The organism is Streptomyces sp. NPDC056883 (assembly GCF_042788835.1).
Classification (GTDB): Bacteria; Actinomycetota; Actinomycetes; order Streptomycetales; family Streptomycetaceae; genus Streptomyces; species Streptomyces stoeckheimensis.
The window spans coordinates 1-17,475 of the sequence record NZ_JBHUBS010000008.1 but is presented as its reverse complement, the minus strand read 5'-3'; the positions used below and the strand labels follow the sequence as shown (position 1 = coordinate 17,475).

Annotated in this window: 14 protein-coding genes, 1 rRNA gene and 1 pseudogene; 3 read left to right on the top strand and 13 right to left on the bottom strand. The window is 73.0% G+C overall.

The window, feature by feature from the left end:
- Positions 1 to 1,545 (bottom strand): APC family permease, encoded by a 1,545-nt coding sequence (locus ACFRU2_RS20685; RefSeq protein WP_382974060.1) that lies wholly within the window; start codon positions 1,543 to 1,545, stop codon positions 1 to 3.
- 181 nt (positions 1,546 to 1,726) lie between these two features.
- Between ACFRU2_RS20685 and ACFRU2_RS20680 the strand changes: the two genes are divergently transcribed.
- Positions 1,727 to 3,352 carry a PucR family transcriptional regulator gene (locus ACFRU2_RS20680; RefSeq protein WP_382974059.1) on the top strand — a complete coding sequence of 542 codons (1,626 nt, stop codon included), beginning with the start codon at positions 1,727 to 1,729 and terminating at the stop codon, positions 3,350 to 3,352.
- Positions 3,353 to 3,800: 448 nt separating this feature from the next.
- On the opposite strand, the gene ACFRU2_RS20675 is transcribed toward ACFRU2_RS20680, so the two are convergent.
- From ACFRU2_RS20675 to ACFRU2_RS20655, 5 genes are all read right to left on the bottom strand, one after another.
- Positions 3,801 to 4,907, bottom strand: coding sequence for a glycosyltransferase family 4 protein (locus tag ACFRU2_RS20675; protein WP_382974056.1), 1,107 nt, complete (start codon positions 4,905 to 4,907; stop codon positions 3,801 to 3,803).
- 170 nt (positions 4,908 to 5,077) lie between these two features.
- Positions 5,078 to 6,805, bottom strand: coding sequence for a DNA repair protein RecN (recN, locus tag ACFRU2_RS20670; RefSeq protein ID WP_382974612.1), 1,728 nt, complete (start codon positions 6,803 to 6,805; stop codon positions 5,078 to 5,080).
- Between the two features lie 121 nt (positions 6,806 to 6,926).
- The gene (locus ACFRU2_RS20665; protein WP_382974054.1) at positions 6,927 to 7,886 is read right to left on the bottom strand and encodes an NAD kinase; all 960 of its coding nucleotides are present in this window, start codon (positions 7,884 to 7,886) and stop codon (positions 6,927 to 6,929) included.
- Positions 7,883 to 8,698: a TlyA family RNA methyltransferase gene (locus ACFRU2_RS20660; RefSeq protein WP_266876793.1), complete on the bottom strand. Its 816-nt coding sequence runs from the start codon at positions 8,696 to 8,698 to the stop codon at positions 7,883 to 7,885. Before ACFRU2_RS20660 ends, ACFRU2_RS20665 begins: the two co-directional genes overlap by 4 nt.
- Positions 8,699 to 8,705: 7 nt before the next feature.
- Positions 8,706 to 8,972: a hypothetical protein gene (locus tag ACFRU2_RS20655; RefSeq protein WP_382974052.1), complete on the bottom strand. Its 267-nt coding sequence runs from the start codon at positions 8,970 to 8,972 to the stop codon at positions 8,706 to 8,708.
- A gap of 66 nt (positions 8,973 to 9,038) precedes the next feature.
- Between ACFRU2_RS20655 and ACFRU2_RS20650 the strand changes: the two genes are divergently transcribed.
- Positions 9,039 to 9,386 carry a sterol-binding protein gene (locus tag ACFRU2_RS20650; protein ID WP_382974050.1) on the top strand — a complete coding sequence of 116 codons (348 nt, stop codon included), beginning with the start codon at positions 9,039 to 9,041 and terminating at the stop codon, positions 9,384 to 9,386.
- 192 nt (positions 9,387 to 9,578) lie between these two features.
- Here the strand turns inward: ACFRU2_RS20650 and ACFRU2_RS20645 are convergent, their stop codons facing one another.
- The 4 genes from ACFRU2_RS20645 to ACFRU2_RS20630 form a co-directional block, all read right to left on the bottom strand.
- Positions 9,579 to 10,445: an ABC transporter ATP-binding protein gene (locus ACFRU2_RS20645; protein WP_382974047.1), complete on the bottom strand. Its 867-nt coding sequence runs from the start codon at positions 10,443 to 10,445 to the stop codon at positions 9,579 to 9,581.
- On the bottom strand, positions 10,442 to 11,518 hold the full coding sequence (locus ACFRU2_RS20640; protein ID WP_382974045.1) for a FecCD family ABC transporter permease: 1,077 nt from the start codon (positions 11,516 to 11,518) through the stop codon (positions 10,442 to 10,444). The genes ACFRU2_RS20645 and ACFRU2_RS20640 overlap by 4 nt, the downstream gene beginning before the upstream one ends.
- Positions 11,515 to 12,558 (bottom strand): FecCD family ABC transporter permease, encoded by a 1,044-nt coding sequence (locus ACFRU2_RS20635; RefSeq protein ID WP_382974610.1) that lies wholly within the window; start codon positions 12,556 to 12,558, stop codon positions 11,515 to 11,517. Before ACFRU2_RS20635 ends, ACFRU2_RS20640 begins: the two co-directional genes overlap by 4 nt.
- 115 nt (positions 12,559 to 12,673) lie before the next feature.
- On the bottom strand, positions 12,674 to 13,738 hold the full coding sequence (locus ACFRU2_RS20630) for an HAD-IIA family hydrolase (RefSeq protein ID WP_351440568.1): 1,065 nt from the start codon (positions 13,736 to 13,738) through the stop codon (positions 12,674 to 12,676).
- A 113-nt stretch (positions 13,739 to 13,851) separates the two neighbouring features.
- Between ACFRU2_RS20630 and ACFRU2_RS20625 the strand changes: the two genes are divergently transcribed.
- Positions 13,852 to 15,123: a DUF1015 family protein gene (locus ACFRU2_RS20625; RefSeq protein WP_382974043.1), complete on the top strand. Its 1,272-nt coding sequence runs from the start codon at positions 13,852 to 13,854 to the stop codon at positions 15,121 to 15,123.
- A 64-nt stretch (positions 15,124 to 15,187) separates the two neighbouring features.
- On the opposite strand, the gene ACFRU2_RS20620 is transcribed toward ACFRU2_RS20625, so the two are convergent.
- The 3 genes and pseudogenes from ACFRU2_RS20620 to rrf all read right to left on the bottom strand — a co-directional run bounded on the left by ACFRU2_RS20620 (position 15,188) and on the right by rrf (position 17,305).
- Positions 15,188 to 16,090, bottom strand: coding sequence for a hypothetical protein (locus ACFRU2_RS20620; RefSeq protein WP_382974607.1), 903 nt, complete (start codon positions 16,088 to 16,090; stop codon positions 15,188 to 15,190).
- Between the two features lie 105 nt (positions 16,091 to 16,195).
- Positions 16,196 to 17,047, bottom strand: a pseudogene (locus ACFRU2_RS20615) (hypothetical protein); the annotation flags it as partial.
- A gap of 141 nt (positions 17,048 to 17,188) precedes the next feature.
- Positions 17,189 to 17,305, bottom strand: a 5S ribosomal RNA gene (gene rrf / locus ACFRU2_RS20610).
- Between the last annotated feature and the right edge of the window lie 170 nt (positions 17,306 to 17,475).

Sequence of the window (17,475 nt, the reverse complement as noted above, 5' to 3'; positions counted from 1 at the left end):
TCAGACGTTCGCGGCGGAGGGGGCGGAGGCACCGGCGCTGCCGTCGGTGCTCTCGTCGGTGCGCTCGGCGGCGTCCTCCAGGACGACGCGGCCGATGATCTCGTAGCGGTCCGGGGCCTTGAACTTCAGCCACAGGCCGAGTCCCAGCCCGCCGAAGAAGACGAGCCCGACGATCCACGGGATGAGCGTGAAGAAGAACGAGTCGGCGGCCAGCCCGGCCGCCGTCTTCATGTTGACCAGCAGCAGGACGACCACGGCGGCCATGGCGATGCCGCCGATCAGCGGGGCCGTGAAGGTGCGGAACCAGTGCCGGTCCTCGGGGTGGTTCTTGCGGAAGTAGCCGATCACCGCGAAGGAGCACAGGGTCTGGACGATGAGGATCGCCATGGTGCCGAGGATCGCGAGCAGCGTGTACAGGTGGATGTACGGGTCCTGCCCGGTCAGCCAGAACAGCGCGACCAGGCCGGTGGCGATGGCCGTCTGCACCAGGGAGGAGACGTACGGGGAGCCGTGCTTGGCGTGCGTACGGCCCAGGCCCGGGTGGAGGAAGCCCTCGCGGCCGATGGCGTAGAGGTAGCGGGCGGCGCACTGGTGGAAGGCCATGCCGCAGGCGAAGGAGCCGGTGAGCAGCAGCCACTGGAAGGCGTCGACGGCCCAGGCGCCGATGAAGGTCTGGGTGGGGGCGAAGAACAGGTCGAGCGGGCTCGCGGAGGCGGAGAGCTCCACGGACTTGCCGAGGCCGTTGCCGGCGATGGTCATCCAGGAGACGTAGATGTAGAAGAGGCCGACGCCGACGACGGAGATGAGGGTGGCCTTGGGGATGACCTTCTTCGGGTTCTTGGACTCCTCGCCGTACATCGCGGTGGACTCGAAGCCGACCCAGGACCAGAAGGCGAAGAAGAGGCCGAGTCCGGCGGAGGCGCCGGTGAAGGCGTTCTTGGGGTTGAGGGGTTCGACCGGGATCCCGTCCGGTCCGCCGCCGGCGATCAGGACGGCGGTGGCGACGGCGAAGAGGACGGCGATCTCGGCGACGAGCATCACGCCGAGCGCCTTGGCCGTGAGGTTGATGTCGAAGTGCGCCAGGGCGGCGGTGATCGCGAGCATGGCCACCGCGTAGACGATCCAGGGCAGGTCTATGCCGAGCTGGTCGTGGACGGTGGTCTTGGTGAAGTAGGAGAAGACGCCGACGATCGATGCCTCGAAGACGATGTAGGCGAGGACCGCGAGCATGCCGGAGGCCATGCCGGCGATCCGGCCGAGTCCGTGCGAGATGTACCCGTAGAAGGCGCCGGCGGCGGTGATCCGCTTGGCCATGGCGACGTAGCCCACGGCGAAGACGGTCAGGACGGCGGTCGCGAAGAGGTAGCCGGCCGGGGCGCCGATGCCGTTGCCGAAGCCGACGGCGATGGGCAGGTTGCCGGTCATCGCGGTGATGGGAGCGGCGGTGGCCACGGCCATGAAGACGACACCGACCAGGCCCACCGAATTGGCTTTCAGCCGCTGGACCTGGGGTGCGCCGACGCCGGTGCTGCGATCCGTGCTCATGGCTCCTCGTTCCTGTCGTGAGGGCGCTCACTCTCGCCCCGGGTGACGTACGCCACAATCGGCATGCAGTCCGATAATCTCCTTGCAGGGACGACGAGTTGTCGGGCCGGACGGGGGTAGATGGCACCCCGTAACCGCTCGGTGATGTGCACGGAACAAGAGCCCCGGTAGCGTCCGGCATATGGACAATCAGGGCGGGATCACGGTTCAGCGGGCACTTGAGCTGCCGGGGCTGCGCAGCGGGCTCCCGGAGGTGGTGGCCTGCGCCGACCGGCTCGGCCGGACCGTGCGCTGGGTGCACGCCGGCGAGGTCCCCAACATCGCCTCCCTGCTCAAGGGCGGCGAGCTGCTGCTGACCACCGGCCTCGGCCTCGGCACCCGCCCCGCCGAGCAACGCGCCTTCGTACGCCGCCTCGCGGACCGGGGCATCGCCGCCCTGGTCGTCGAACTGGGACCCCGCTTCACCCGCCTCCCGGCGACCTTGGTGGAGACGGCGCGAGCGGTCGGCCTCCCCCTCGTCCAGCTGCACCGGGAGGTCCCCTTCGTGACCGTCACGGAGGAGGTGCACACCGAGATCGTCAACGGGCACTACGCGCTGCTCCAGCGGGCCGAGGAGGTCCACCGGCGCTGCACGGAAGCCCTGCTCGACGGCGGCGGCATCCCCCAAGTGCTGCACATCCTGGCGGACTTCACGGCCAACCCGGTCTTCCTGGAAACCCCCGACGGCCAGTTGCTGTACGCGGCGGGCCCGGTCGCCGGCGAGGCCGCGGCGGACCCGCTCCAGGTGTGGGAGGGCCTACGGGGCCAGCGCCCGGCGGAGCCGTCCGGCAACGCCGTGGTGGTCGACGTCCCGGGAGGCGGCCGCGGCACCGGCTCGGTGCGGGCCCGGCTGGTCCTGCTGGGCGTGTCCGCGCCGCTGCTGCCCGTGCACCGGATGGCGGCGGAGCGGACGGCCGGCGTACTGGCCGTCGTCCTGATGCAGGCCCGGCAGGAGGACGAGCTCGCGGCGCGCGGCCGCGGCGATTTCCTCACCGACCTCGCGGAGGGACGCATCTCGGCGGAGGACGCCCCCGCCCAGGCCCGCGTCCTGGGCTTCAAACCGGGCCCCGGCCCGCTCCTGCCCATCGTCATGCGGCTGTCCTCGGACCTGGCCCCGTCGGGGAACTGGGCCGTCCTGGCCCGGGCCGTCCTGGAGGAACTCGCCTCCGTCGGCGTCCCGGTGCTCCTCGGGGTCCGGCCGGTGGAAGGCCGCGTCCCCCTCCTGGTCTCCCTGCGCTCCGACGCCGAGCGCACGACGGTCTCGGACCGGGTCGCGGCGGCCCTGCGGGCCGGCGTGGAGCGGGCGGGCCTGGACCGTGCGGGGGCCGCGCCGGCGGTGGTCGTCGGCGTGTGCGGCGGCTGGGCCACGGTCCCGGCGGGCCTCCGCCACGCCGCCGAGACCGCCACGGCCGCGCACGGCCTCCCGGCCCGCCCCTGGTACGACGCCCGCCGCCTGGACATCGACCTGCTCCTGTGGCGCCTGCGCGAACACCCCGACCTGGCGGCCTTCGTTGACCGCGCGATCGGTGCCCTGCGCGTGCACGACACGGTCTCCCGCCCGCCGCTCCTCCCCACCCTGGAGACGTACCTGGCCCACGCGGGCCGCAAGGCGGAGACCGCGCGCGAGCTCCACCTGAACCGCCAGACCCTGTACAACCGCCTGGCCCGCATCTCGGAGCTCCTGGGCGCGGACCTGGACGACCCGGAAACCGTCCTCTCCCTGAGCCTGGCCCTACGAGCCCGCCGCCACACCACGTCCCCTTCCTGACGCGCCCCTCGCACCGCTCCGCGGGCTTCGCGCCGCTGCGCCGGACTCCGTCCGGCGGCGGCCGGGCGGGGCTGCTGCCCCGGCGCGGGGCCCGGTGGGCAGCTGCGGCTGGGTCGGCCCTGCGGGGCGAAGTCCCCTACCCGCCCTTCCACCGTTCCCCGGGCTCTGCCCGGACCCGGTCCTCAAACGCCGGACGGGCTGGGAGGGGCCCCGGGCTGCGCCCGGACCCCTCCTGGGGCTCCGCCCCAGACCCCGGTCCGCAAACGCCGGACGGCTGGAGTGGCCGCGCCTCCGAAAATCCAGCCCCTCCGGCGTTTGAGGAGCAGGGGTCCGGGGACTGGTCCCCGGGTACGGCGCCGCACATGGGATCGGGTCCGGGGCGGAGCCCCGGGGAACGGGCGAAGGGCGGGGAGGGGACTTCGCGCCGCGCAGCGGCAGCGGGCGGGGGCTAGCGGCGACGCGAGGTCAGTTCGTCGTACACCGACAGGACTTGCGCCACGGTGTCGTCCTCCGACGGCCACGTCAGGGCCTGGGCCCGCCCGGCCAACGCCAGCTCCCCCCGCCGCGCGGGATCCGCCAGCAGCCCGGCCACCGCAGCGGCCAGCACCCCCGCGTCCCCGTAAGGCACCAGCACACCCGCCGCCCCCACCAGCTCCGGCAGACCGCCCACCGCCGTCGCCACCAACGGCACGCCCATCCGCAGAGCCTCCTGCGCGAGCGGCGACCGCGCCTCCCACCGACTCGTCAGCACCGCGACATCCGCCGCCGCCAGCAGCCTCGCGGCATCCCGCCGCTGCCCGAGCAGCCGCACCGGCAGGTGCTCCGCCTGGATGCGCCGCGCGAGCTCCGCCCGCATCGGGCCCTCTCCCGCGATGACCAGCAGCGGCATCGGGTCCAGGTCCCGCCATTCCCGCGCCGCGTCCAGCAGTACGGAGTACCCGCGCCGCGGCACCAGGCTCCCGACCGCGATCAGCAACGGCCGCTCCACCGCCCCGAGTTCCGCGCGCACTTTCCCGTGGTCCGGAACATCCGAGGACCCGGAGGACCCGGAGGACCCGGAAGACCCCGACGGCCCCGCCGCAGCCGGCACCGCCACCGCCGCCAGCCGCGCGTCCCGCGCCCCCCGCAGCCGGGCCAGGTCCACCTGCGCCGAGGAGCCGCCGAGGACGATCGCCGCGGCCCGCGCGACGTGCCGTTCCAGGAGCAGGCTCAGGCGGCCGCTGCCGGGGCCGCCGCCGTGCCAGCTCACGACCAGGGGGACCCGCCGCCCGCGCAGGGCCAGCGCCGCGCGCATGCCCGCCCGTACGCCGTGTGCGTGCACCACGTCGGCCTCGAAGCACGCGGCCCGCAGCGCGCTCACCGCGTCCGGGGTGAACCGCGCCCCGGCGCCGGTGAAGTCGTACTCCCCCTCGGTCTCGACGGGGCCGCACACGGTGACCCGTACGCCGCGCGCGGCGAGCCCGGTGGCCAGCGACCGCACGTGCGCACCACCGCTCGCGCCGCCGAGCACTTGAACGGTGCGAAGGACGGGGACCGGGACCGGGGAGCTGCTCACGGGCCGAAGCTCCAGGGTGAGGGAGGAAAGGCAGGGACTTCGCTCAGAATGCCAGTCCGCACGCGCGTTCCGGGACCATACGGGTGCGGATCCCGTGTGAGATACCGCCCCGCACCCCAGATCCTCACCCACACGGGCTAGCCGGGCGTCAGCATGATGACTGCGACGCCCTACTCCGAACTCCGCGCCGCCGCGAGGAGTTCCTCCGCGTGCGCCCGCGCCGACGCCGAGTCCTCGTGGCCGGCCAGCATCCGCGACAGCTCGCGGATCCGGTCCTCGCCCTCCAGGACGGTGACGCCGCTGCGGGTCACGGACCCGTCGTTGGTCTTCTCGACCAGCAGCTGCCGGTCCGCGAAGGCCGCCACCTGCGGCAGGTGCGTGACGACGACCACCTGGGCCGACTTGGCCAGCTTCGCGAGCCGCCGGCCGACCTCCACGGCGGCCTTGCCGCCGACGCCCGCGTCGACCTCGTCGAAGAGGTACGTGGGCACCGGGTCGGAGCCCGCGAAGACGACCTCGACGGCGAGCATGACCCGGGACAGCTCACCGCCCGAGGCACCCTTGGCGATCGGCCGCGGCTGGGCTCCGGGGTGCGGGGCCAGCAGCAGTTCGACCTCGTCGACGCCGGAGGGCCCGTACGCGACGAGCCGGCCGCCGACCTCGACCCCCTCGGGGTCCTCGGTCTGCCGGACGTCGATGGTGACCCGTGCGTGCGGCATCGCCAGGGAGGCCAGCTCCTCGGTGACCGCCGACGCGAAGCGGGTCGCCGCCTCGTTCCGCGCGTCGGTCAACGCCTGCGCCAGCGAGGAGAGTTCCAGCCGCAGCCCGTCGCGCTCCGCGGTCAGCTCGTCGATCCGCTCGTCGTCGCCGTCCAGCTCCAGCAGCCGTACGGAACCGCGTTCGGCCCACTCCAGGACGGAGTCCAGGCCGTTCTCCGCGGATCCGTACTTGCGCATCAGCTGGGTCAGCGCCGCCCGCCGCTCCTCCACGGCCGCCAGCCGCAGCGGATCGGCGTCCAGGTCGTCCGCGTACCCGGCGAGTTCCCCGGCCACGTCCCCGAGCAGGATGCCCAGTTCCCCGATCCGCTCGGCGAGCGCGCCGAGCGCCGGGTCGTGGGAGCGTACGGATTCCAGTGCGCGGTGCGCACCGGCGACGAGCGCGCCCGCGTCGACGCCCTCGGGGTCCTCGACGTTGCCGGCCAGGGCTGCGTGCGCGACCTGGGCGGCCGAGGACAGGGATTCGGCGTGCCCGAGGCGCTCGGCCTCCGCGGCCAGCTCGGTGTCCTCGCCCGAGAGCGGTTCCACGGCGGCGATCTCGTCGAGCCCGAAGCGGAGCAGATCGGCCTCCTGGGCGCGTTCCCGGGCCCGGGTGGTGATCTCCTCCAGCTCTCCGGCGACGGCGCGCAGCCTGCGGTGGGCGGCGGCGTACTTCTCCAGCGGGACGGCGACGGCGTCGCCCGCGTACCGGTCGAGGGCCTGGCGCTGCCGGGCGGGCCGGAGCAGGCCCTGCTGGTCGGTCTGGCCGTGGACGGCGACGAGGTCGTCGGCGAGTTCGGCGAGCAGGCCGACGGGCACGGAGCGGCCGCCGACGTGGGCGCGCGAGCGGCCCTCGGCGGAAACGGTCCGGCTGATCAGCAGGGCGCCGTCGTCGAGCTCGGCGCCGGCCTCCTCGGCGCGCAGCGCCGCGGGGGCGTCCGGGCGCATGACGATGCGCCCTTCGACGACCGCCGCCTTGGCCCCGATCCGCACCAGGGCGGGGTCGGCGCGCCCGCCGAGCAGCAGCCCGAGGCTGGTGACGACCATGGTCTTGCCCGCGCCGGTCTCGCCGGTCACCGCGGTGAAACCGGGTGACAGCTCGACCACAGCGTCGTCGATGACCCCGAGCGACCGTATCCGCATCTCCTCAAGCACGGGACGACGATACCGAGGTTTCATGGGTGCCATGTGACGTCACCCGCCCGAACCCGCTCGAACAACCATGCTATTTACGTACGCGCGGTGCACGAGGACCCCTACGGGCCTAGTGCGGGGCTCCGCGCCATCCCGACACCGGCAGCGCGAACTTCGCCACGAGCCGGTCCGTGAACGACGCGTGGTGCAGCCGGGCGAGCCGCACCGGCACCGTCCCCCGCCGGACCTCCACACGGGCCCCGGCCGGCAGCTCCACCGTCCGCCGCCCGTCGCACCACAGCACCCCGTGCGGGGTCCCGGTCTGCACCTCCACGGCCAGCACCGAGTCCGGCGAGGTCACCAGCGGCTTCGCGAACAGCGCGTGCGCGCTGATCGGCACCATCAGCAGTGCCTCCACCTCCGGCCAGACCACCGGCCCGCCGGCCGAGAAGGCGTACGCCGTCGAGCCCGTCGGCGTCGCGCAGACGATCCCGTCGCAGCCGAAGCCGGACACCGGGCGCCCGTCGATCTCCAGGACCACCTCCAGCATCCGCTCCGGGGACACCTTCTGGACGGCCGCCTCGTTCAGCGCCCAGTCCCGGTGCACCACGTCCCCGTTGGTCCGCACGATCACATCGAGGGTCATCCGCTCCTCGACCTCGTAGTCGCGCGTCACGACCCGGTCCACGACCTTGTCCAGGTCGTCCCGCTCCGCCTCCGCGAGGAAGCCCACCCGGCCCAGGTTGACGCCGAGCATCGGCACCCCGGAGCCGCGCGCGAACTCCGCGCCGCGCAGCAGCGTCCCGTCGCCGCCGAGCACGATGAGCAGCTCGCACCCGTCGAGCACCTGCGGGGTGCACTCGGACTCGGCCACCAGCTCCACCTCGGGCGGCAGCGGCAGGTCCACCGCCTCGTGCCGCAGCACCCGTACACCCAGCCCGCTGCGCAGCAGACCCTGCACCACCAGCTCGGCGCTGCGGATGGCCGCCGGCCGGCCGGTGTGCGCGAGCAGGAAGACGGTCCGCTTCCCCGACTCCCCCGACTTCCCTGACTCCCCCGACTGTGCCGGGTCCCCCGAAAGATCACTCACTGCGGCCCCTCCGCCACTGCACGGTCAACATCCGCCGGGTCGAGTGCCGGTGCCCCCGCCCGCAGCCACAGAAAATACTCGACGTTGCCCGACGGGCCCGGAAGCGGGCTCGCGGTCACCCCGAGGACGCCCAGGCCCAGCTTCCACGCCTGCGCCGCCACGTCCCGCACGGCCTCGGCACGCAGCTCCGTACTGCGCACCACGCCACCGCTGCCGAGCCGGTCCTTGCCGACCTCGAACTGCGGCTTGACCATCAGCACCAGATCCGCGTCGGGCGCGCAGCAGCGTACGAGCGCGGGCAGCACCAGCCCGATCGAGATGAAGGACAGGTCGCCGACGACCAGGTCCACGGGCACCCCGTCGATCAGCTCCACCGTCAGCTCGCGCACGTTCGTGCGGTCCTTGACCGTGACCCGGTCGTCGCTCTGCAGGGACCAGGCGAGCTGCCCGTAGCCGACGTCGACGGCCATCACGTGCTCCACGCCTGCGCGCAGCAGCACGTCGGTGAACCCGCCGGTCGAGGCGCCCGCGTCCAGCGCCCGGCGGCCCTCCACGCGCAGCCCCTGGGGCCGGAAGGCCGCGAGCGCCCCCGCCAGCTTGTGGCCGCCCCGGGAGACGTAGTCGGGGTCGCTGTCGTCCTTGAGGACCACGAGGGCCGCGCTGGTCTCGACCTGGGTGGCCGGCTTCGTCGCCGTATTGCCGCCCACGGTCACCCGGCCGGCGGCGATCAGCTGCGCGGCGTGCTCGCGCGAGCGGGCCATGCTGCGGCGTACCAGTTCGGCGTCCAGGCGGCGGCGTGCCACTCCTGCCACGATCGGTTCAGCTCCTGTTTTCGTGCGGACGGGGGCCTTCGGTCGCGTCCAGCGCGGTGAGCGCGGAGCGCAGCCCCCTGTGCACATCCTCGTACACCTCGACGTGTCCGTCCGCCGGGAGGTGGTCCACGTCCGCCAGCCGCTCCAGTGCGGCGTCCGCCCCGGCGTGCCCGGTGGGGGTGCGTACGAGGCCCAGCGCGACCGGCCCGGCGGGCTCGGCCGGGGCTTCGTCCGGCTCCTGGGCCCGGGCCGCGGCGGGCACTTCTTCGTTCATGCCCCCGACGCTACCGCGTAGGGCGCCCGCGACGGCGCGCGGCTCTGCGGTACGGTCGGGATCACGATGGCTACGATCGAGGAGTGCCGTGCGGCACTCGACCAACTCTCCGACAACCTGGCGCGGGCCGAAGGCGACGTGCGCGGTGCGACCGCGCTCGACCGCTCGCTGAGCTGCCACATCACCGACCTGGACCGGACCTTCACGGGCCGCCTCGACGGGGGCCGGATCCGCGTGGACGTGGTGGCCCCCGGCCCGCCGTCCGCCAAGGCCGAGATCCGGCTCGCGATGACCGGTGACGACCTGGTCGCCCTGGTCGCCGGCGACCTGAAGTTCCCGAAGGCCTGGGCCTCGGGCCGCATCCGCCTGGAAGCAGGCTTCCGCGACCTCCTCCGCCTCAAGAGCCTGTTGTAGCCAACCTCGCTGCACGGCTCTTGCTCCGCAGGCCGAATCCAGCCTCGCCGGCGTTTGAGGCGCGGGGTCCGGGGCGGAGCCCCGTGCCTTGAGCCGCACCCGGCCATCCCGGCCTCGCCACATCCAGCCCCTCCGGCGCTTGAGGAGCAGGGGTCCGGGGGCCGGCCCCCGGCAACGGCGCCGCACCCGCGACTACTCGGCGCGAGCCACCACAGAACGGGCTCGCGCCGCGGGGATCACCAGCGGCGTCCCCGTCTCCGGGTCCGCAATGACCTGGCACCGCAGCCCGAACACCCGCTCCACCAGCTCCGCCGTGACCACCTCGGCCGGCGGCCCCTCCGCCACGACCTTCCCGTCCCGCATCGCGATCAGGTGGGTGGCGTAGCGGGCCGCATGGTTCAGATCGTGCAGCACGGCGACCAGCGTCCGCCCCCGCTCCTCGTGCAGCTCCGCGCAGAGGTTCAGCACCTCGATCTGGTGCTGGATGTCCAGGTAGGTCGTCGGCTCGTCCAGCAGCAGCAGCGGCGTCTGCTGCGCCAGTGCCATCGCGATCCACACCCGCTGGCGCTGCCCGCCCGACAGCTCGTCCACCGCCCGGTCCGCGAGCTCGGCGACCCCGGTGGAGGCCATCGACTCGTTCACGATGCGCTCGTCGTCCGCCGACCACTGCCGCAGCAGCCCCTGGTGCGGATAGCGGCCGCGCGAGACCAGGTCCGACACGGTGATCCCGTCCGGGGCGATCGAGGACTGCGGCAGCAGACCCAGCGTCTTGGCCACCTTCTTCGCCGGCATCGACCCGATGGCCTGACCGTCCAGCAGCACCCGTCCCTGCGAGGGCTTCAACATCCGCGACAGGGCGCGCAGCAGGGTGGACTTGCCGCAGGCGTTGGGGCCGACGATCACCGTGAAGGAGTGGTCGGGGATCTCCACCGACAGGTTCTCGGCGATGACCCGCTGGTCGTAGCCGAGGGTCACGTTCTCCGCGGTCAGCCGCTGCACTTGCCTGCTCCTCTGGTCACTCATACCGCCCTGGTCCCTCTGGTCCCTCTGGTTCCTCATATGCGGCCGGCCTTGCGTTCGGTGACGAGCAGCCAGAGCAGGTAGCAGCCGCCGACCAGCCCCGTCACCACCCCCACCGGCAACTGGTCGGCGCCGAAGGCCCGCTGCGAGGCCCAGTCGGACACCAGCAGCAGGAGCGCGCCCATCAGCGCGCCGGTCAGCAGGCCCGCCCCGGGCGAGCGGGTCAGCCGGCGGGCGAGCTGCGGCGCGGCCAGCGCGACGAAACTGATCGGCCCGGCCGCGGCGCTGGCCGCGGTGGTGAGCAGGATCGCCGCCACCATCAGCAGCAGCCGGGTCCGCTCCACCCGCACCCCGACCGCGTACGCCGCGTCGTCGCCCATCTCGATCATCCGCAGGGCCCGGCTCTGGCCGAGGACCAGCGGGAACAGCACCGCGCACGTCGCGAGCAGCGGCCAGACCTGCGCCCAGTCCCGGCCGGCCAGCGAGCCGGTCAGCCAGACCATCGCGCGGGTGGCCTCGACGAGCTGCGCCTTCGTCAGCAGGTACTGGATGACGGCGGTCAGCATCGCGCACGAGCCGATGCCGACGAGGACCAGCCGGTATCCGTGGATGCCCTGCTTGTACGCGAGCAGGTACACGGCGATTCCGGCCACCACCCCGCCCACCAGGGCCCCGAGGGCCACCTCGCCGGCGCCGCCGTGGAACAGCACGATGACCACCAGTGCGCCGACGGCCGATCCGTAGCCGAAGCCGAGCACGTCCGGGGACCCGAGCGGGTTGCGCGAGACGGACTGGAAGACGGCGCCGGCCATGCCGAGGGCCGCGCCCACCAGGACGCCGACCAGGACCCGCGGCAGCCGCAGGTCGTTGACGATGAACTCGTGCGCGGGCGTGCCGTGGCCCAGCAGGGTCTGTACGACGTCCCAGGGGGCGATGTCGAAGTCGCCGGTGCCGATGAGCAGGACGGCCATCGCCAGCGTGAGGACCAGGAGCAGCGCCCCCACGCCGAGTGCGCGCCGCTCCAGGCGCAGCGATATCCCGCCGGGCAGGCGCACCGGCCGGGGTCCGGTCCGGCCCCGGCGTGCCGTGACGGGTGCGTCGGTCACTGTCACAGCTGGGCCATCCTCTTGCGCCGGACGAGATAGATGAAGACGGGTCCGCCGATCAGCGCGGTGACGATGCCGACCTGGAGTTCGGCGGGCCGGGTGACGACCCGGCCGATGACGTCGGCGCCGAGCAGCAGGACGGGCGAGAGCACCGCCGAGTACGCGAGCACCCAGCGCATGTCCGGGCCGGTGAAGAACCGTACGAGGTGCGGGATCATCAGGCCGACGAAGACGATCGGCCCGCAGGCCGCGGTCGCGGCCCCGCACAGCAGGGTGATGGCGATCATCGCGCCGATCCGGGTCCGCGTCAGGTGCGCGCCGAGCGCCCGCGCGGTGTCGTCGCCCATGGCCATGGCGTTGAGCGGCCGGCCCAGGCAGAGCGCGAGGACGGCGCCGACCACCAGGAAGGGCGCCACTTGCCGGACGGTGTCCATGTTCGCGGAGGCCAGCGAGCCCACGGTCCAGAAACGGAGCTTGTCCAGCGCCTTGCTGTCCATCAGCTGCACGGCGTTGATGTATCCGACCAGGGCCGCGGTGGCCGCCGTACCGGCGAGCGCCAGGCGCACGGGCGTGGCGCTGCGGCTGCCGCCGAGCACGTACACGACCACGGAGACGACGGCGGCGCCCAGGAAGGCCCACCACACGAACTCGCTGAGCGAGGACGCCCCGAAGAAGCTGATGGCCGATACGACGGCGGCCGCGGCCCCCGCGTTGACGCCGAGGATGCCCGGCTCCGCCAGCGGGTTGCGGGTCAGGGCCTGCATCACGGCGCCGGACAGCCCGAGGCCGAGGCCGACGAGCACGCCGAGGAGGGTCCGCGGGACCCGAAGGTCCCGTACGACGACGTCGGAGGCCGTCCCGGAGTAGTGGAACAGGCCGTGCCAGACCTCGTGGAGGGGCATCTGCTTGGCGCCGACGGCAATGCTCGCCACCACGACCAGCGCGAGCACGCCGAAGGCGGCGAGCAGACCGGCGGCTCGCGCACCGTGGCGCGAGCGGGTGGCGGCGGCCGGCGCCGCGCTCGGTTCGGGGGGACTCTCGACCAACACGAAGGTTAGGTTAGCCTACCCTCCGCCTTGCCCAGCTCCCCCGAACAGCCCTCCGGCCAGGCCTTAAGTCCCTACGGGGACCAGCAGCCGGCCCGCCGGCCCGCAGCCGGCCCTACAGCCCCAGCCGGGCCAGCGCCTTCCCCGCGTCCAGCCCGCACGAACCGTCCCCCGCCTGGGTCCAGGCCGCCGCACACAGCGCCCGCAGCCCGTCCATCGCACCGTCGGCACCGTCGGCACCCTCGGGTCCGGCTTCCTCCCCGCGCAGCTCCAGTACGCCGTCCAGCGCCACCGCGGTCCAGCTCCCGCAGCGGAACCCGCCGCCCGCCGCCGCGACCACCTCCGGCTGCCCGGTCAGCAGCCCGCGCAGGTCCCGGTCCACGTACGTCGGCCGGTACTTCGGCTCGGCCCGCAGCAGCTGCGCCCCGTCCGTCACCCCGGTCAGCACCAGCAGCGAGTCCACGTCCCCGTTGAAGGCGCCCTCGATGTCGGTGTCCAGCCGGTCGCCGACCACCAGCGGCCGCTTCGCCCCGGTCCGCAGCACGGTCTCGCGGTGCATGGGGGGCAGCGGCTTGCCCGCCACCTGCGGCTCCGCGCCCGTGGCGATCCGTACGACCTCCACGGCGGCCCCGTTGCCCGGCGCGATCCCCCGCGCCCCGGGAATCGTCAGATCGGTGTTCGACGCGTACCACGGCACCCCGCGGTTGATCGCGTACGAGGCCTCCGCGAACCGCGACCACTGCAAGTCGGGCCCTCCGTACCCCTGGACCACCGCGGCGAGCCCCTCCTCCTCGGCGGAGTCCACCGGCACCAGCCCGCGTTCGCGCAGCGCGACCCGCAGCCCCTCACCGCCGATCACCAGCACCTTCGACCCGGGCTCCACCTGCTCGGCGATGAGACGGGCCACCGCCTGCGCGGAGGTGATCACCTCGCCGGCCTCCGTAGGGATCCCCAGCTCGCTCAGGTGCTCGGCAACCGCGTCCGGGGTGCGCAGCGCGTTGTTCGTCACGTACGCCAGGTGCATCCCGTCGGCCCGCGCCGCGGCGAGCGAGTCCACGGCGTGCGCGATGGCCTCGCCGCCCGCGTACACCACACCGTCGAGGTCCAGCAGGGCCGTGTCGTACGCCTGGTGCAGACTCCGCTCACTGCCCGCGGGAAGGGTCCTGCTCTGCCGGGTCATCGTGTCTGCTCCTTCGGGGCCCCTCCCAGCGGTAGCCGGGGGAGATCGATCTTGTCCGGTTTCCGTACTCCCCCGATCATCCCGCATGGCGAGACGCGTCTTACGATGCACCAATGACCACATCTGGCACCGCGGACCATGGACTGCGCCTGATCCCGTTCCATGGCCTGCGCTATGTCCCCGAGCGCGTCGGCAGCTTGGCCGCCGTGACCTCGCCGCCGTACGACGTGGTCGTGCGCCCCGACGGACTCAACCACCTGGAGTCCGCCGACCCCCACAACATCGTCCGCCTGATCCTCCCGCAGGCCGACACCCCCGCCGCCCGCAACGAGCAGGCGGCGCACACGCTGCGCGACTGGCTCGCGGAGGGCATCCTCAGCGCCGATCCGGTGCCCGCGCTCTACGTCTACGAGCAGCGCCGGGGCGAGCTCCTCCAGCGCGGGGTCATCGGGGCCCTCGCCCTCTCCGCCGCCGAAGCCGGGATCGTCCTCCCCCACGAGGACGTCATGCCGCACGTGGTCACCGACCGGGCCGGCCTGATGCGCGCCACCTCGGCCAATCTCGAGCCCCTCCTCCTGACCTACCTCGGCGAGGATCCGGCGGCGGGCGCGGCCGCGGTCGTCGAGCGCACCGCCCGCTCCACGCCGCTGTTCTCCACCACCACCGAGGACGGCTTCCAGCACCGGCTGTGGGCCGTCACGGACCCCGCCGACCTGGCGGCGATCACCACCGACCTGGGCGACCGCCAGGCCCTCATCGCCGACGGCCACCACCGCTGGGCGACGTACCTGCGCCTCCAGGAGGAGCACGGCTCCCCCACCCCCTGGGACTTCGGCCTGGTCCTCCTCGTCGACACCGTCCGCTACCCGCTCCAGGTCCGCGCGATCCACCGGCTGCTCCGGCGCCTGCCCCCCGCCGACGCGCTGGCCGCGCTCGGGGGCCGCTTCCGGGTCCGCACCGTCGACGGCCCGCTGCCGGCGGCCATGGCGGCCCTGGCCGAGGCCGCGGAGCTCGGCAACGCCTTCCTGCTCACCGGCGACGGCAGCTTCCACCTGGTCACCGACCCCGAGCCGGCCCTGATCGAGCGCACGGTCCGCGGCGACCGCCCCGAGGCCTGGCGCCGGCTGGACGCCACGGTGCTCCATGCGACCCTGCTGGACACCCTGTGGGCCGTCCCCGACGCCCCCGACCAGATCTCGTACATCCACGACACCGAGGCCACCGTCGAGATGGCGGAGCGCCTCGGGGGCACGGCCGTCCTGCTGCACCCCGTACGCGAGTCGGTCGTACGGGAACTGGCCCGCCAGGGCGTGACGATGCCCCGCAAGTCCACCTCCTTCGGCCCCAAGCCGGCCACCGGCCTGGTCCTGCGCAGCGTGGACTGACGGACCCCGTACCAACGAAAAAAGGGCGGTACCCCCATCGGGGGTACCGCCCTTCTCAGTTCACTCAGCCGTCGTCGCGGACTCCGGCCTCACGACGCCCGTCGTCCTGACGGTCGTCGTCCTCGTCCTCGTCGAGAACGACGATCTCGTCGGTGACGTCGACATCCGCATCGAGGTCGCCCTCGTACTCGTCGTCGTCCTCGTCGTAGTACTCGGCCTGGTCCGAGGCACGCTCGGCCGCCGCGACCTCGGGGTCGTCGTCGTCCTCGTCCTCGTCCTCTTCCTCGACCTCGTCGTCGAACTCGTCCTCGGGATCCAGGTCCGAGTCGTCGTCGACGTCGGCGGCGGAGGCGGAGGCGTCGACGAACTCGACACCGTCCAGCTCGGCGAGACGGTCGGAGGCGTCCGTGGCCCCGTCCTTGTCGGCCTCGAGGGTCTTGGCGAACCACTCGCGCGCCTCGTCCTCACGACCGGCCGCCAGCAGGGCGTCGGCGTAGGCGTAGCGCAGACGCGCGGTCCACGGCTGCACCGAGTTGGAGGCCAGCTCCGGGCTCTGCAGGGTGACGATGGCCGCGTCGAGCTGGTCCATGTCCCGGCGGGCGCCGGCCGCGACCAGTCGCATCTCGACCTGTCCGGCCTTGTCCAGCTTCTGCACCTCGGGCTCGCCGGCCATGGCCAGTGCCCGCTCCGGACGGCCGAGGCCGCGCTCGCAGTCGGCGATGACGGGCCACAGCTCGACCGAACCGGTCATCCGCTTGGCGGCGCGGAACTCCGCGATCGCCTCGGCGTACTTCTGGTTGGCGTACGCGGCGAAGCCGGCGGCCTCGCGCACGGCGGCGACACGGGAGGCCAGACGCAGGGCGATGCGCGAGTACGCGTAAGCCTGCTCCGGGTCCTCGTCGATCAGCCGGGCCACCATGACCAGGTTCTTGGAGACTTCCTCGGCCAGCCCCTTGGGCAGGCTCAGCAGCTCCTGGCGAACGTCGGAGTCGATCTCGAAACCGGTGACGTCCTCGTCGATCGGAAGCCGCTTGACCGGGTCCCGGTCCGCACGGAAGTCACGGTCGCCACCCCGGTCGTCACGACCACGGAACCCACCGCGGTCGCCACCCCGGTCGTCACGACGCGGGTACGAGGGACGGTCGCCGCCGCGGTCGTCGCGGCCGCCGCGGAACCCACCACGGTCGTCATCACGACGGGGGTAGGACGGACGGTCGCCACCGGAGGGACGGTCGTCACGACGCGGGTACGAGGGACGGTCACCACGGTCGTTGCCGCGGAAGCCACCACCGGTGGGACGGTCACCACGGTCATCGCGGCGGAAGCCACCACCCGTGGGACGGTCCCCACCACGGTCATCACGGCGGAAGCCACCACCGGAGGGACGGTCGCCACCGGAGGGGCGGTCGTCGCGACGCGGGTACGAGGGACGGTCGCCGCCGCGGTCGTCGCGACCGCCACGGAACCCACCACGGTCGTCATCACGACGGGGGTAGGAGGGACGGTCACCGCGGTCGTTGCCGCGGAAGCCGCCACCGGAGGGACGGTCACCACGGTCATCGCGGCGGAAGCCACCACCCGTGGGACGGTCGCCGCCGGAGGGGCGGTCGTCGCGACGCGGGTAGGACGGACGGTCACCGCCGCCGGCCGGACGGCCGCCACGGTCATCGCGACGGAAGCCGCCACCGGAGGGACGGTCCCCACCACGGTCATCGCGACGCGGGTACGAGGGACGGTCGCCACCGCCGGCCGGACGGCCGCCACGGTCGTCACGACGGAAGCCGCCGCCGGTGGGACGGTCATCGCGACGGAACGGCGGACGGTCGCCGCCACGGTCGTCACGGCCCCCGCGGTAGCCGCCCCTGTCACCGCCGTCGTTGCGCCGAGGCTCGCGCTCCGGACGATCGTCGGGAGAGTTGGACATGGGTGTGACTCCTGTCTTCGGGGTACCGCTAGTCATTCTCGCGCAACCAACCCATGGCCGCGCTTCGGCGAAAAGCTCTGGAAAACAAAAAAGACCCCTGCTCCAGCGTTGAACGCTGGACCAGGGGTCCTTTGAAAAATTGTTCGGCGGCGTCCTACTCTCCCACAGGGTCCCCCCTGCAGTACCATCGGCGCTGAAAGGCTTAGCTTCCGGGTTCGGAATGTAACCGGGCGTTTCCCTAACGCTATGACCACCGAAACCCTAATCGGTTTCGAGCGAACAAGCACACTTTGTAGTTATGTTCTAGCTCTAGAAACCAGCAACCGTTCGTTGCTTCAGAACTAACACAGTGGACGCGAGCAACTGAGGACAAGCCCTCGGCCTATTAGTACCAGTCAGCTCCACCCGTTACCGGGCTTCCACATCTG

Bases quoted from the DNA above. Each gene is read 5' to 3' on its own strand.
- ACFRU2_RS20685 (WP_382974060.1), bottom strand. From the start codon at position 1,545: ATGAGCACGGATCGCAGCACCGGCGTCGGCGCACCCCAGGTCCAGCGG.
- ACFRU2_RS20680 (WP_382974059.1), top strand. From the start codon at position 1,727: ATGGACAATCAGGGCGGGATCACGGTTCAGCGGGCACTTGAGCTGCCG.
- recN (WP_382974612.1), bottom strand. From the start codon at position 6,805: ATGCGGATACGGTCGCTCGGGGTCATCGACGACGCTGTGGTCGAGCTG.
- ACFRU2_RS20655 (WP_382974052.1), bottom strand. From the start codon at position 8,972: ATGAACGAAGAAGTGCCCGCCGCGGCCCGGGCCCAGGAGCCGGACGAA.
- ACFRU2_RS20650 (WP_382974050.1), top strand. From the start codon at position 9,039: ATGGCTACGATCGAGGAGTGCCGTGCGGCACTCGACCAACTCTCCGAC.
- ACFRU2_RS20645 (WP_382974047.1), bottom strand. From the start codon at position 10,445: ATGAGGAACCAGAGGGACCAGAGGGACCAGGGCGGTATGAGTGACCAG.
- ACFRU2_RS20630 (WP_351440568.1), bottom strand. From the start codon at position 13,738: ATGACCCGGCAGAGCAGGACCCTTCCCGCGGGCAGTGAGCGGAGTCTG.
- ACFRU2_RS20625 (WP_382974043.1), top strand. From the start codon at position 13,852: ATGACCACATCTGGCACCGCGGACCATGGACTGCGCCTGATCCCGTTC.